This is a genomic window from Streptomyces sp. TLI_185, from assembly GCF_003814765.1.
Lineage (GTDB): Bacteria > Actinomycetota > Actinomycetes > Streptomycetales > Streptomycetaceae > Streptomyces.
Genome location: NZ_RKRB01000001.1, coordinates 8,535,699 through 8,549,101 on the forward strand (window position 1 = coordinate 8,535,699; position 13,403 = coordinate 8,549,101).

Here is a 13,403-nt window from a genome sequence, read left to right on the forward strand (position 1 = left end):
AAGGACAGCTACATGAGCGTCACCGTCAACGGCATCGACGAACTGAAGAAGCTCGCGGGCAGCGACCTGGGCACCAGCGAATGGATCGAGGTCACCCAGGAGCGCATCAACACCTTCGCCGACGCCACCGGCGACCACCAGTGGATCCACGTGGACCCCGAGCGTGCCGCGGAGGGCCCCTTCGGTGCCCCGATCGCCCACGGCTACCTCACCCTCTCCCTCTTCATCCCCCTGTTCACCGAACTCCTGGACGTCCAGGGGGTCACCACGAAGGTCAACTACGGCCTGAACAAGGTCCGTTTCCCCTCCCCGGTGAAGGTCGGCTCCCGTATCCGCCTGGTCGGAAAGCTGGCGGAGGTCGAGGAGGTGCCGGGCGGCGTGCAGATCACCGTGGACGGCACGATCGAGATCGAGGGCGGCACGAAGCCCGCGGCCGTACTGCAGAGCCTGTCGCGGTTCTACGCCTGATCGGGGCGTACCGGCATCAGGTCGAGAAGGCGCTCCGAGGCATCCCGTGCGAGCGGCGTGAGCCGGTCGTACACCGCCCGGAACGTCTTCTCGGCCCGTTCCGCCGGCCAGTCGTCCGGCAGGTGCTTGACCGGGAGGCGCGGGTCGCGGCGGATGACCTGCAGCCACTCGGCCTGCAGCCGCAGCCGCAGGGCGAGGGCGTCGTCGGCGTCCGGCAGCCGGCGCTCCCACGCCTCCCAGCGCCGCACGAACTCCTCGTAACGCGCGGCCAGTTCGGACAGCTCCCAGGTCTCCTCGATCATCGCGCCGATGTCCATCCCGGCGTCGGCATGCGCACGGAAGACCTTCACATGGGCCGCGAGCCCGAGCTCGGACACCAGCTCCGCCACGTCGACCTCGCCCGGCGCGATCCACAGACCGCTGAACAGCGGGCCGAAACCGCCCCAGGTGAGCTTGGAGCGCAGATCGTGGCGCTGACGCTGCCAGGACTCGGGCAGTGAGAACCCGAGCAGGGTCCAGGTGCCGTCCCAGTGCCGGTTGACCGCACCGGTCTGCCAGATGCGGTGCTCGCCGTCCCGCAGCACCGCCGCCGAGTGCTCGGTCAGCCCGAAGTACATCTTGCGGCCCTCGCGCTGGCGGCGCAGCAGCCCCCGCTTGACCATCCGGGTCAGCGTCGAGCGGGTCGCCTGCTCACCGACCCCGGCACGCGCGAAGACGTCGATCACGCTGCCGGAGTACACACAGACGTCCCGCCCGAGCACCTGGTCACCCAGGAAGGTGAGCAGCAGGGACTGCGGCCGCAACGACTCTTCACCGGTCATGCGGCCACGGTACGACGCGATGGATCACTTCGTGACCTGGCGGTACAAGTGGACGGCCGGTCAGGCCCCTGCCACGTCGACGAAAACGGGGTTCGAGTAGAACCAGGTGTCCGCCCACGGATCACCGTTGCCGGGCTCGTGCGGAATCGGCCCGTGCGGGTCGACCGAGGCGCCCAGGTACCCCACCCCGTGGCGGTTGCCGTCGCTGCCGCGCAGCCGGACGTAGAAGGACTCGTCCCCGGCGGTCAGCGGGATGCGCAGGGTGTACGTCCCCTTCCGGCCGGACACGTCCTTCGTCTGTACGACCTTGGTGTCGGGCGCCTTCCAACCGTCCCGGTCGGTCACCGGGCCGCGCACCGCGCCCCGGATGACGTCCACGTGCGCCAACTCGGGCAGGATGCCCTGCGGGTTGGCCCGGGAGGCGGTCGTGACGGTGACGTACAGGGTGATCTTCTCGCCCTTGCGGACACGCAGTCGGCCGCCGAGCGTGACGCCCCGGCCCGCGTCGCAGTCCCGCTTCAGGCGGACGTCGAGGCCGTCGAGCAGATGCCCGTGGTCGAGCCAGACGCGGCCCGCGCGCAGGCCCGCCATCACGGCGCGGTAGCCGTAGCGGGTCACACCGACGTGGGTGCGGCTGAACTCGCCCGGCCAGAAGTCGCTGCCCGGCTGCGGGGTGTCGGTGTTGACCGGGTCGGGCAGCCTGCCGGTGTTGTCGAAGTTCTGGCCGGTCGGCCAGTCCCCGTTCTTCCAGGTGTCGAAGACCGTGCGGTGGTTGTCGGAGTTGGTGGTGATCGAGAACAGCCGGCCCTCGGCCAGCATCGAGTCCCACAGGCCGCCGACGGTCGCCGTCGCCCAGTCGAAGCCGCCGTACGTCAGATACGCGTCCGCCGGGTAGCCCGCCCAGGACTGCGCCGACGGCTTGTTCTCGTACTCGCCGCGGATCGAGGTGGCACCGCGCCAGCCGGGGATGGCCGCGCCCTGGGCGCCGGGTGCGCCCTCCATGCCGATCATGATCTCGGGGGCCGCGTCACGCCAGTTGCGCATCTCGTGCGGGGAGTCGATGCCGAGGCGCAGGGGGTGGTTGGCGAGGACGAGGACGTCGTCGACGTAGCCCGAATTGCGCTGCTCGGCCAGCCACTTGATGGCCTTGACGGCGTGCGCCTCGTTGCGGGCGGTGTCGGTGCCGGTCGCGGAGCCGTCGGTGTAGCCGAGGAGCTTGCCGTCGTAGGCGAGCTCGAACTGGGTGAGCAGGTCGACCTCGTGGGGGCCGGGCGCGGCGAACACGGTGCAGTGCTCCGCGGCCGGGATGTACCACTCCAGGCCCTGGAAGATCAGCTGACGCGGGTTCTCGGCGCGGGCCTTGAGGATCTCCTGGTGCTCCAGGGCGGCGCCGTAGTGGGCGTGGCCGAAGTTGGAGTGCTCGTTGAACACCATCCAGTCCAGGCCGTACTTGGCGGCGGCCTGTGCCTGCTGGGAGAACGTGTACTTGGCGTCGTGGCTGTAGACGGAGTGGACGTGGTGGTCGCCGACGAGGTACGCGAGGCGCGGATCGGCACCGCCGAAGCCGCGGTCCGTGGCTGCGGCCGCCGGGGTGGCGGCACCGCCGAGGGCGAAGGCGGCGCCGAACAGGCCCGCGCGGCGCAGGAGCCCGCGGCGGGAAACGCCCTGGGCGTCGAGGTGGGCGGGGGAGACGGACGGGTCGGCCCAGGCGGGCAGCTGCTGCTCGGTCATCGTGAGTCCCTGTCGCGGGTCAGTGGTTCATGAAGGAGGTGACGGGCAGCGCCCGCGAGACGATCCGCACGTCGCCGAGGCGGCCGTGCAGAATCTGGTCGATCTTGCCCGCGTACTCGTAGCCGCCGAGCAGCCACGGCAGTCCGACGGAGGTGATGCCGGTCGCGGCGGCCTTCGGGTTGCGGACGACCGGGCAGCCCTCGACGTAGAGGGTCGTGTGCTTGCCGTCGTTGACCACCGCGAGGTGCCACCACGTCTCCAGCGGGGTCTCCTGGCCCCAGTTGGTGGCGATGCCCTGCTGGTTGAGCGGGCGCATCGCCCACTGCGGTTCGCGGTCGTTGGACAGGGAGAGGGTGGCGAGGGGTTCGTCGGGGTCGTCGGCCGTCTTGCCCGCCGCGCCGCCCGTGCCGGTGCGGCTGACGATGCCGGACCAGGCGTGGTGGTCCGGGTCCCAGTCGGCGGGCAGACGGTAGAACGCCTCGATGGTGTAACCGTCCTTGAACGTCGCCGAGTTGAGCGGGGCGCCGTCGACCGTCTTCAGGTACGCGCCCTTCAGCGGCGACTTGAAGCCCTGGAACTCCAGGCTGCCGTGGCCGGGCTGGTCGGGGTGGTGGTCGGACGACCAGGTGAGGGCGCCGCCGCCCACCGTGACCAGGCTGAGGTCGTTGCCGCGTCCGGACAGGTCGCGGACGGTGCCGCTGACCGGCGTGGCGTCGCCCCTGTCTTCGTGGCTGTCGAATCGCCAGTACGCGACCGTGCCGGGGATGACGACCTTCGAGGCGGGGCGGGCCGGACGTGCGGGGACCGGGGCGAATCCGGCGAAACGTTTCTCGAAATCGATCTCCACCGAGAAGCGGTCCGCGTCACCGCTCAGCTCGATCTCCTGCCGCTCCAGCTCGTTGAGGCCCTTGCCCGCCCGGCCGAGGATCCACGGGGAGACGGTCTCCACGTCGATGACGTTCCGGTCCAGGTCGAAGCGGTAGAGACGGATCATCGCGGCGCCGCCGAAGTAGCGGTTCTGGTAGTTCGTGAGATGCAGGTGCACCTCGTTGCCCGCCGCGTTCTTGCGGGTCGCGCGGCCCGCGGGCCAGTAGTGGCCGTTCAGGGTGAGGAAGATCTGGTCGTGCTCCTCGACCAGCTGGTCCCACAGCTGCTGCCCGTACGCCGACAACTGGTCGTCCTCGACGACGAGTTCGTGCGTGGTGAGGACGACCGGCGTCTTCGGGTGCTCGGCGAGCACCTCCTTCGCCCAGGCGTACCCCTTCGCCGACAGCCGCCAGTCCAGCGCGAGCACCAGCCACTCGCGCCCGGCGGCCCTGAACAGGTGGTAGGTGTTGTAGCCGTCGTCGGACGCGCCGCCGAACGTCTTCTTCCCCTTGAAGCGCTGCGGCCCGAAGGCGTCCAGGTACGGCGTCGAGCCGCGCTGGTCGTCCGTCGAGGACCTCACGTCGTGGTTGCCGGCCAGGACGCTGTAGCCGACGCCCTTGCGGTCCAGCAGCCCGAACGCCTCGCTGATCGCGGCGAATTCTTCCTTGGCGCCGTTCTGGGTGAGGTCGCCGAGGTGGGACAGGAAGACGATGTTCTCGTCCTTGCCGTGCTGCAGCAGATAGCGCAGGGAGGCCTCGACCGGTGCCTTGTCGATGCTGGGCCCGTCGAAGAGGTACTGGGTGTCGGGCATGACGGCGAGCGTGAAGCGACGGCTGCGGGCGTCGGGCCGCCAGCTGTCTGCGCTCGCCGGAGCCGCCTCCGCGACGGCCGGCAGCGCGACGCCGGCGCCGGCGGCGGCGCCGAGGAGGGCGGTGGCTCTGAGGAAACTGCGTCGTGCGGCACCGGCCTGTGCGGCCTCGCCCTGGTTGTGGTCATGCGAAGTGCACACGTGTGCTCCGTGAGATGTGACATGTCACATGTGACATAGGACTGGAAGGCGGGAGTTTGAGGCAGGTCCAGCGGGAGGTGAGGCGGGTCCAGGCAGGGGCGGTGAGGCAGGTTCAGGCGGGGGTTCAGAGCACGCGCAGCGTCCAGCTCCAGCGGTGGACACCCGGCGGGATCAGGTACGAGGCGGAGGTGTCGGGGCCGCACGACGCCGTGCCGAGCCCCCGGTGCGCCGCGTCGAGGTGCACCACGCACCCTGAGCGCGGCACGAGCTCGTCGTGATGCGAGGCGGCGGTCAGGTCCTCGACGCGGTGGCGGGTGACGGAGACCTGGCGCGGTTCGTCCAGCACGACCGCGAAGCCGGTCGCGTCCGCCGCGGACAGCGTGAAGTGCCGTACACCGTGCCGGCCGCCGCTCTCCTGCGGACGCAGATAGGGGGTGAACAGCGCGTCGACGGGCACGGAGTGGTGGCCGACGGGTGCGCCGACGCTCCGGTCGGGATACGACTCCCACGGGCCCTGCCCGAACCACTCCAGCAGGTCCAGCCCGGGAACCGTCTCGAAGACCGAGCCGACCCGCGCCACGTCGTGGAACTCGTCGGGCAGATCGGCCTCCTCGACGATGTGGATGCCGCCCTCGACCGGCGTGAACACCTGCCGGTGCCGTACGACGCCGACCGTGCCCGCGTACTCGGCGTCCACGGTGACCCGGGCGCCGTCCTGCCGTACCGACACGACCTTGCGGACGATCGAGTCGAGCCCCCAGGTCCGCCAGCGCAGCGCGATGCCGCCGAGCTCGTCGTTGTCGGTGGGCGCGCGCCACAGGGAGAGCGTGGGGGCGGCGGTCAGCAGCGGATGGACCAGGAGGCCCTCGTCGTCGACCTCGACGGCGCCGTCCACGGGGACCTCCCAGGACACGGACGGCCCGCGCAGCCGGACCTGCGGCGCGCAGATGTCCGTGCCGCGCGGCGCCCATGGCTGGTCGTCCGCGGTCGTCACCCGCAGGGTCAGCCAGGCCTCGCCGCCGTCGCGCGGGAGGTCGAAGGGCAGCGGAACGGCGGCCGTCTCGCCGGGCCGCAGGGCGGGCAGTTCGGCGGGTGCGGTCAGCGTGCGGCCGTCGGCGAGGGACAGTTCCCACTGGCCGGACAGCCACTCCAGGCCCCGGAAGTGCTGGTGGTTGCCGAGCACGATGCCCTCGTGCTTGAAGCACTCGATGCGCACCGGCGCCGCGATCTCCCGGTGCTCGTACAGCACCGGTTTCGGGGTGCGGTCCGGGAAGACGACTCCGTCGGCGATGAACGCTCCGTCATGGATCGTCTCGCCGAAGTCGCCGCCGTACGCCCAGCGGTGGCCGGGCGCGGCGACACCGTTGTCATAGAGTCCGGCGCCCCCACGCCCGACCGCTCTGCCGTCGTTCACATGCTGGAGAATGCCGTGGTCCGAGAACTCCCAGATGAACCCGCCCTGAAGACCTGGCGTTGACTCGATGGCCGCCCAATGGTCCGCCAGGGTGCCGTTGCTGTTGCCCATCGCATGGGAGTACTCGCACTGGATGAGGGGCCGGGTCTGCCGGCCCGACAGCGCGTGGGCGACGCAGTCCTCCAACGGCGCGTACATCGGGCAGGCGATGTCGGACGCGTCGTCCGTCGCCGCCCAGTCCCGCTTCGCGGCTCCCTCGTACTGGATCGGCCGCGTCGGGTCGTGCCGCCGTACCCACCCGGCGGCCGCGTCGTGGTTCGCGCCGTAGTCGGACTCGTTGCCCAGCGACCAGATGATGACCGACGGGTGGTTCTTGTCCCGCAGCACCATCCGTGAGACCCGGTCCACGAAGGCGCCCAGATAGCGCGGGTCGTCGGCGATCTCGTGGGCGTGGTCGTGGGACTCGATGTCCGCCTCGTCGACGACGTAGAAGCCGAGCTCGTCGGCGAGGTCGTAGAGCGTCGGATCGTTCGGGTAGTGGGAGGTGCGGACCGCGTTGAAACCGAACCGCTTCAGCAGGACGAGGTCCGCGCGCATGTCGTCGTACGACACCGTGCGGCCGGTGAGCGGATGGAAGTCGTGCCGGTTGACGCCCCGAATGAACACCCGCTCGCCGTTGACGAGCAGGTCCCGTCCGACGATCTCGACGTCGCGGAAGCCGATGCGGTGCCGCGAGGTGTCGGCGACCGTTCCGTCGGCGCGGTGCAGGCGGACGGTGAGCTCGTACAGCTCGGGTGTCTCGGCGTTCCAGGTGCGCACCTCGGGGACGGTGGTGTGGATGCGGGCCTCGCCGAGGAAGTCGGAGACACGCTCGTCCTCGGCGTTGGCGCGGTCGAACTCCCGCTCCTGGCCGAGGAGTCGACCCTCCAGCTCGCCGCTGACGTACCACCCGTCGGGCAGCGCACCGCGCGCATCCCGCACCCGGCAGTCGACGCGCAGCTCGCCGTCGTACGACGCCCGCACGGTCACGTCGGCCAGGTGCAGGGGATCGGTCGCGTACAGCAGCACCGAGCGTGTGATGCCGCCGTGCCACCACTGGTCCTGGTCCTCGATGTGCGAGGCGTCCGACCACTTCACGACGGTGAGCCGTACGGCCGACTGCGCTCCGGCCCGCACCACGTCCGTGAGGTCGAACTCGGCGGCCAGATGGGAGTCCTTGGAGATCCCCACGGGCCGCCCGTCGACATGCACCAGCAGCACGCTCTCGGCGGCCCCGACCTGGAGCACGATCCGGCGTCCGGCCCAGTCCGCGGGGACGTCCACCTCGCGCTCGTAGACGCCGGTCGGATTGGCGTCCGGTGAGCCGGGCGGGAAGTCGGCAAACGGCATGCGGACGTTGGTGTACTGCGGCAGGTCGCCGGCGCCGGAGGACTGCATGGTCCAGACGCCGGGGACGTACGACGAGGACCAGTCACCGCCGACCGGCGCGTCCGGAGCGGGAAGCAACTGGAAACGCCAGTCGCCGTCCAGGGAGAGGGCTCCGGAGCGCCGGTCGACGGCGTTCATGGGGAGGCGGCCCCAGGAGGTCACCTCGGGTGCCTGCCAGGGGCGGAGGGCGATCAGGGGATCGGCGGGGAGTGCGTCGGTCATGACCTGTCCGATGTCGGTGCGGTGGGCCGGGGGAGGACGCGGCCCTGCAGGCCCCAGGCGGGGTCGACGGGGATGCCGAGCCGGTCCAGGACGGTGGGGGCGATGTCGATGAGGCGGGGGGAGTCGAGGAGGGAGCCGTCGGGCCTGCCGGGCTCGGCGAGGATGACGAAGACCTCCCGTTCTGCGGGTGTGTCGCCGCCGTGGCCGCCGTTGTCCAGGTGGCCGTGGTCCGTCGTGACCAGCACGGTCCAGCGTTCGCCGGCGCGGCGCGGGTCGCTGCGCCGGGCGTCGATCGCCTCCAGCAGCCGCCCCAGGTGGGCGTCCTGGGCGAGGAGGGCACGGTCGTAGGCGGGGGAGAGGGGGCCGGTGTCGTGGCCGGCCTCGTCGGTGGCGCCGAAGTAGACGAACACGACGTCCGGGTCGTGCTTGGTGAGCCAGTGCAGGGCGGTGCGGGCGACGCGGCGGTCCGCGGTCCGGTAGCCGCGGAACTCGCCGTTGTAGCGCCGGCGCCGGTCGATGGCGGCGCCGAGGACGCCGCGGCGTACCAGTTGCGGCCAGGACACCGCGGCCGCGGTGCGCAGACCGGGGCGGACCGCGGCGGCGCGGGTCAGGAAGTCGGGGTAACGGGCGTAGTCGGCGCCGACGAAGTCGTTGCCCCTCACACCGTGACGGTCGGGCCACACCCCGGTCAGGATGCTCGACCAGCCGGGCCCGGAGTCGGTGTAGGCCATGCTGGTCGACGGGCCGTTGTCGGCGTGGCCGTCCGCCTCGCCGTAGGGGAGCAGGCTGGTGCCGACGGCGCCCGCGGCCATCAGGCGGTGCAGCACGGGCGCGTTGGACGGCGAGCGGGTCAGGCGGTCGTAGCGCAGGCCGTCCATCCCCACGACGAGTACCTTGCCGTGCCGACCTTCGGCGTCCCTCACTGTCCACCTCTCTCGTCGCACGTGCTTGCTGAATCGGCCCCGTACCCAGAGTTCGGGGCGCACTGCCGGTTCTTGGCCGCGGGCCCGTTGCGGCTCGTCGCTCCCCCACTCTCGGCTTCGCTCGAGCGGGGGGACCCCCATCGCGACGGAGCCGCATGTCGACTGTGACATCAGCCGCTGGCGCGGCGGGACCCCCGCCCCTGTCGGGCGCGGCCCTCCCGAGCGTCAACTGCCCTGCACCGCCCCCTCCGTGGCCCCCGCGATGAACCCGCGGGCGAAGATGCTGAACACGATGACCAGCGGAAGCGCCGCCATCAGCACACCGGCCATGACCATGCTGTAGTCGGTGGTGTGGCCGACGTTGAGCTGGGCGAGCTCCACCTGGAGCGTCACATGGCCGGGGTTGGTCAGCACGACCAGCGGCCAGATGTAGTCGTTCCAGCAGTTGACGAAGGCGTAGATGGCGAGGAACGACAGCGCGGGCCTGATCATCGGCAGGGCGATGTTCCAGTACTGCCGGAAGAACCCGGCGCCGTCGATGCGCGCGGCGTCGAGGAGTTCGTCGGGAACGCCGTTCTGGATGTACTGGTGCAGCCAGAAGATGCCGAAGGCGTTGGCGAGGGAGGGCAGGGCCAGCGCCTTGAGCATGCCGACCCAGCCGATCTTCGACATCAGGATGAACTGCGGCAGGATCGCCAGCTGCAGCGGCAGCATCATGAACAGCAGCAGCGTGCCGAAGAGCAGCTTGCGTCCGGGGAAGTCGAACTTGGCGAAGGTGAAGGCCGCCAGGGAGTCGACGAACAGCACCAGGACGGTGGTGACGGTCGCGACCATCACCGTGTTGAGCATCGACCCGAAGAAGTCGATGGTGTTCAGCACATGCCGGATGTTCTCCAGCAGATGGGAGCCGAAGGTGAACTTCGGCGGGCTCTTGTAGATGTCCTGGGTGGTGTTCGTCGCCATGACGATCGTCCACGCGAAGGGGAAGACCGAGATCAGGACGGCCACGACGAGGATGATGTGCGCCGTCAGGCCCCTGGGGCGGCGCAGCCTCCTGCCGCCCGTGACCGGCCGCGCGGTGTCCACTGCCGTCATGCCTTCCTCCCTCGTGTGGTGATGCGCCAGTTGACGGCGACGAGGATGATGATCAGTACGAAGAAGGCCCACACGATGGCCGCGCCGTAGCCGTAGTCGTTGTTGAGGAAGGCCGACTGGTAGAAGTACAGCAACGTGGTCAGACCGGCCTGGCCCGGTCCGCCGAGGTTCGCGTTGGCGGCGTTGCTGCCGAACAGGACCTGGGGTTCGCTGAAGCTCTGCAGACCGTTGATGGTCGAGATGATGACCGTGAACAGGATGATCGGCCGCATGATCGGGATCGTGATCTGGAAGAACGTGCGGACGGGTCCCGCACCGTCCATCTTCGCCGCCTCGTAGATCGAGTTCGGGATCGCCTGCAGACCGGCGAGATAGATGATCATGTTGTAGCCGGTCCACTGCCAGGTCATCAGCAGCGCGATGACCAGTTTGATCAGCCACGGGTTGCTCAGCCACGGAACCGGCGAGATCCCGACCATGCCCAGGATCGCGTTGACCAGACCGAAGTTGTTGCTGAAGACCGCGCCGAAGAAGATCGCCACCGCGACGATCGAGGTGACGTTCGGGACGTACAGCGCGATGCGGTAGAAGCCCTTGAAGCGGCGTACCGAGTGCAGCAGCGTCGCCAGCATCAGGGCGCCGAAGAGGGTGGGCACGGTGGACAGCACCCAGATCACCAGGGTGTTGCGTATCGACAGCCAGAAGACCGGGTCGTCCCACAGGAACCTGAACTGCTGCAGGCCCACGAACTGCATGGTGCCCATGCCGTCCCAGCGCTGGAAGGCCAGGTACAGCGAGTAGAAGACGGGGAAGAAGGAGAACGCGGCGAAGATCAGGTAGAACGGCGAGATCGCCAGGTACTGCCGCCAGTACGACAGCGGCCCGCGCCGCCTGGGCCGAGCGGAGCCCGCGGGCGGGGTGCGCCGCGGGCGGAACCGGGCCGGGCCCGGCCCGCCGAGGCGCTGCGGCACCTCGGCGGAACCGGTGACCGGTGGGGACGTCACCTCAGCTCACCCCCTGCCGGCGGGCGATCTGCTTGGCCTGGCTGACGGCGTCCTTCCAGGCGTCGTCGGGCTTCTTGCCCTTGGCCTCGATGTTGGTCAGTTCAATCTTGTAGGGGGCCATGACCGCGGCGTCGGCCGGGGCCTCGTACGCGAGCGGCACGGCCTTGGCGGCCGGCCCGAAGATCTCGATGATCTTCTGTCCGCCGAAGAAGGCGTCGGGGCCCGTCATGGCCGGCATGGTGTAGGCGGCCGGCGCGGCGGGGAAGATGGCGGCGTCGGTGAAGCCGCGGGCGTCGTTGGCGGGGCTGAGGATCCAGCTGATGATCTTGAATGCTTCTTCGGGGTTGCGGCACTGCTTGGGCAGCGCCAGGTAGGAGCCGCCCTGGTTGGCCGGTCCGACGGGCATCGGGCACACCCGCCACTTGCCCTTGGTGCCCGGTGCGGCCTGCTCGATGTCCAGCGCGTGCCAGGCCGCGCCGAGCTCGGTGAGGAGGGTTTTGCCGACGGCGGCGTTCCAGGTGTTGTCGTTGATCTTGGCGTCGAGGCCGAGGGTGTAGGGACGCACCGATGTGGTCCATGCGGCGCGGATGTGGTCCTGGTCGCCGATGAAGTGGTTGTTCTTGTCGATGAACCGCTGGGTGCCCTGGCCGACGGTCATGTCGAACATGGAGCCGATGTTGTTGACCAGGTAGGTGCCGGGGTTCTTCTTCTGCAGCTCGGTGCCGAGCGTGAAGTAGTCCTCCCAGGTCTTGACCAGGGCGGCGACCTTGTCGGGGTCGGTGGGCACCCCCGCCTTGGCGAAGAAGTCCTCGCGGTAGAAGAGCGCGGTGGGGCCGATGTCGATCGGGAAGCCGATCTGCTTGCCGTCCTCGGTCTGGGCGAGCTTGGTCTTCCAGTCCAGGTACTGGGACGAGAGCTTCTTGAAGCCCAGGTCGTTCAGGTCGAGGAAGCGGGAGGCGTTGGGCAGGAAGGACGCGATGTCCTCGCCCTTGATGCCGGTGATGTCGGGCACGGAGGTGCCCGCCGCGATGGTGGTGGTGAGCTTCTGCTTGAAGTCGCCGCCGATGGAGGCGGAGGTCAGCTTGACCGTGCTGCTGAAGTGGGTCTTCGCCTCCGCGACCACCTTGTCGCTGAGCGCGCCGCCCCAGTACCACAAGGTGAGGTCCTTGCCGTTCTTGGTGCCGCCCGAGCCCGAGCTGCCGCCGCATGCGACGGTCAGGCCGGAAGCGGCCGCGGTGAGCGCGGCGGCCTGGAGGAAGCCTCTACGAGAAAGGTCCACGGGTCACTCCTGTTGTTCCTGTTCGACGTGGAGAGGGGGTTCGAGGGATCACTGCCGCCGTTCGGAGGCGTGTGGGCCGACGGGCGTGTGGGCGGGCGGGGTGACGGGGGCGTGCTGCACCGGCGGTCCGGGGTCGGCCGGGATCCGGTCGGCCAGGAAGCCGTAGGCGCGCCGCAGTTCGGGGTCCTTCAGCGACCGCCACCAGCGGTCGACGCCATACCAGCCGGGAGCGGCGAGCGCCCCGCCGTGGTGCCGGACGGACAGGCCGGCCGCGAGGACGGCGAACCGCAGCCGTTCCTCCAGGGGCCAGCCGCCCAGCGAGGCCGCGACGAAGCTCGCGCCGAAGACGTCCCCGGCGCCCGTGGCGTCCAGGACGTCGACGTCGAGGGCCGGGACCTCGGCGTACTCGCCGGTGATCTGGTCGGCGGCCACGGCGCCGTCGCCGCCCCGCGTGACCACGGCCACCGGCACCAGCTCGGAGAGCGTGCCGAGCGCGGCGACCGCGGTGTCGGTGCGGGTGTAGGCCATCGCCTCGGCCTCGTTGGGGAGGAAGGCGTGGCACAGCTTCAACTGGTCGAGGAGGTCGGTGGACCACTCCTGGGTCGGGTCCCAGCCGACGTCCGCGTAGATCCGGGTGCCGTTCGCGGCGGCCTTGGCGAGCCACTCGCGGGGCTCGGCCTCCAGGTGCACGAGGGCGGTGCGCGCCTCGGGCGGGTCGCCCATCAGCGTGTCCTGCGAGTACGGGGGTTCCTGGCCGTGGGTGACGAGGGCCCGGTCGTGACCGGTGGCGAGCGAGACGGTGACGGGGGTGGGCCAGGCGTCCGCGGTGCGGGAGAGCGAGAGGTCGATGTCCTCCTGGTCGCACAGGACGTCCCGGCAGTACTCGCCGTAGAAGTCGTCGCCGAAGACCGTGGCCAGCGAGGTGCGCAGACCGAACCGGGACGCGGCCACCGCGAGGTTCGCGATGCCCCCGGGGCCGCAGCCCATCCCGCCCGTCCAGATCTCCTCGCCCGGCGTCGGCGGCTTCCCGAGCCCGGTGAGGACGAGGTCGTAGAAGAGCAGCCCGGTCAGGAGCACGTCGGGCCTGTCGTCGTCCACGCGAAACAGCCTCTCGTCAAAACTCGTCATTTTCGATGACCGGA

General features: G+C 70.1%; 10 protein-coding genes. 1 reads left to right on the forward strand and 9 read right to left on the reverse strand.

Annotated features, from left to right (window positions below):
* The first annotated feature begins 12 nt into the window (after window positions 1-12).
* A complete protein-coding gene (locus EDD92_RS39230; RefSeq protein WP_030936488.1) occupies window positions 13-468 on the forward strand; it encodes a MaoC family dehydratase in 456 nt (151 codons plus the stop codon).
* Here the strand turns inward: EDD92_RS39230 and EDD92_RS39235 are convergent.
* The 9 genes from EDD92_RS39235 to EDD92_RS39275 all read right to left on the reverse strand — a co-directional run bounded on the left by EDD92_RS39235 (window position 459) and on the right by EDD92_RS39275 (window position 13,359).
* Complete coding sequence (locus EDD92_RS39235; protein WP_123968686.1) at window positions 459-1,289, reverse strand: PaaX family transcriptional regulator C-terminal domain-containing protein; 831 nt, start codon at window positions 1,287-1,289, stop codon at window positions 459-461. The two genes, EDD92_RS39230 and EDD92_RS39235, sit on opposite strands and share 10 nt — an antisense overlap.
* 60 nt (window positions 1,290-1,349) lie before the next feature.
* Window positions 1,350-3,020: a PHP domain-containing protein gene (locus tag EDD92_RS39240; protein WP_123968687.1), complete on the reverse strand. Its 1,671-nt coding sequence runs from the start codon at window positions 3,018-3,020 to the stop codon at window positions 1,350-1,352.
* A gap of 19 nt (window positions 3,021-3,039) precedes the next feature.
* Window positions 3,040-4,896: a LamG-like jellyroll fold domain-containing protein gene (locus EDD92_RS39245; protein WP_123968688.1), complete on the reverse strand. Its 1,857-nt coding sequence runs from the start codon at window positions 4,894-4,896 to the stop codon at window positions 3,040-3,042.
* 124 nt (window positions 4,897-5,020) lie between these two features.
* Window positions 5,021-7,960, reverse strand: coding sequence for a glycoside hydrolase family 2 TIM barrel-domain containing protein (locus EDD92_RS39250; RefSeq protein WP_123968689.1), 2,940 nt, complete (start codon window positions 7,958-7,960; stop codon window positions 5,021-5,023).
* Window positions 7,957-8,838, reverse strand: coding sequence for an alkaline phosphatase family protein (locus EDD92_RS39255; protein ID WP_123970749.1), 882 nt, complete (start codon window positions 8,836-8,838; stop codon window positions 7,957-7,959). The genes EDD92_RS39250 and EDD92_RS39255 overlap by 4 nt, the downstream gene beginning before the upstream one ends.
* A gap of 270 nt (window positions 8,839-9,108) precedes the next feature.
* Window positions 9,109-9,978 carry a carbohydrate ABC transporter permease gene (locus EDD92_RS39260; RefSeq protein WP_123968690.1) on the reverse strand — a complete coding sequence of 290 codons (870 nt, stop codon included), beginning with the start codon at window positions 9,976-9,978 and terminating at the stop codon, window positions 9,109-9,111.
* A complete protein-coding gene (locus EDD92_RS39265; protein WP_185124481.1) occupies window positions 9,975-10,949 on the reverse strand; it encodes a carbohydrate ABC transporter permease in 975 nt (324 codons plus the stop codon). Before EDD92_RS39265 ends, EDD92_RS39260 begins: the two co-directional genes overlap by 4 nt.
* Before the next feature lie 34 nt (window positions 10,950-10,983).
* Window positions 10,984-12,261, reverse strand: a complete 1,278-nt coding sequence (locus EDD92_RS39270; protein ID WP_123968691.1) for an ABC transporter substrate-binding protein — start codon at window positions 12,259-12,261, stop codon at window positions 10,984-10,986.
* A 48-nt stretch (window positions 12,262-12,309) separates the two neighbouring features.
* Window positions 12,310-13,359 (reverse strand): carbohydrate kinase family protein, encoded by a 1,050-nt coding sequence (locus EDD92_RS39275; RefSeq protein WP_123968692.1) that lies wholly within the window; start codon window positions 13,357-13,359, stop codon window positions 12,310-12,312.
* Window positions 13,360-13,403 lie beyond the last annotated feature (44 nt).

Excerpts from the sequence above, each read along its gene's own strand:
- EDD92_RS39260 (WP_123968690.1), bottom strand. The coding sequence starts at position 9,978 with ATGACGGCAGTGGACACCGCGCGGCCGGTCACGGGCGGCAGGAGGCTG.
- EDD92_RS39250 (WP_123968689.1), bottom strand. The coding sequence starts at position 7,960 with ATGACCGACGCACTCCCCGCCGATCCCCTGATCGCCCTCCGCCCCTGG.
- EDD92_RS39230 (WP_030936488.1), top strand. The coding sequence starts at position 13 with ATGAGCGTCACCGTCAACGGCATCGACGAACTGAAGAAGCTCGCGGGC.
- EDD92_RS39255 (WP_123970749.1), bottom strand. The coding sequence starts at position 8,838 with ATGGACGGCCTGCGCTACGACCGCCTGACCCGCTCGCCGTCCAACGCG.
- EDD92_RS39235 (WP_123968686.1), bottom strand. The coding sequence starts at position 1,289 with ATGACCGGTGAAGAGTCGTTGCGGCCGCAGTCCCTGCTGCTCACCTTC.
- EDD92_RS39240 (WP_123968687.1), bottom strand. The coding sequence starts at position 3,020 with ATGACCGAGCAGCAGCTGCCCGCCTGGGCCGACCCGTCCGTCTCCCCC.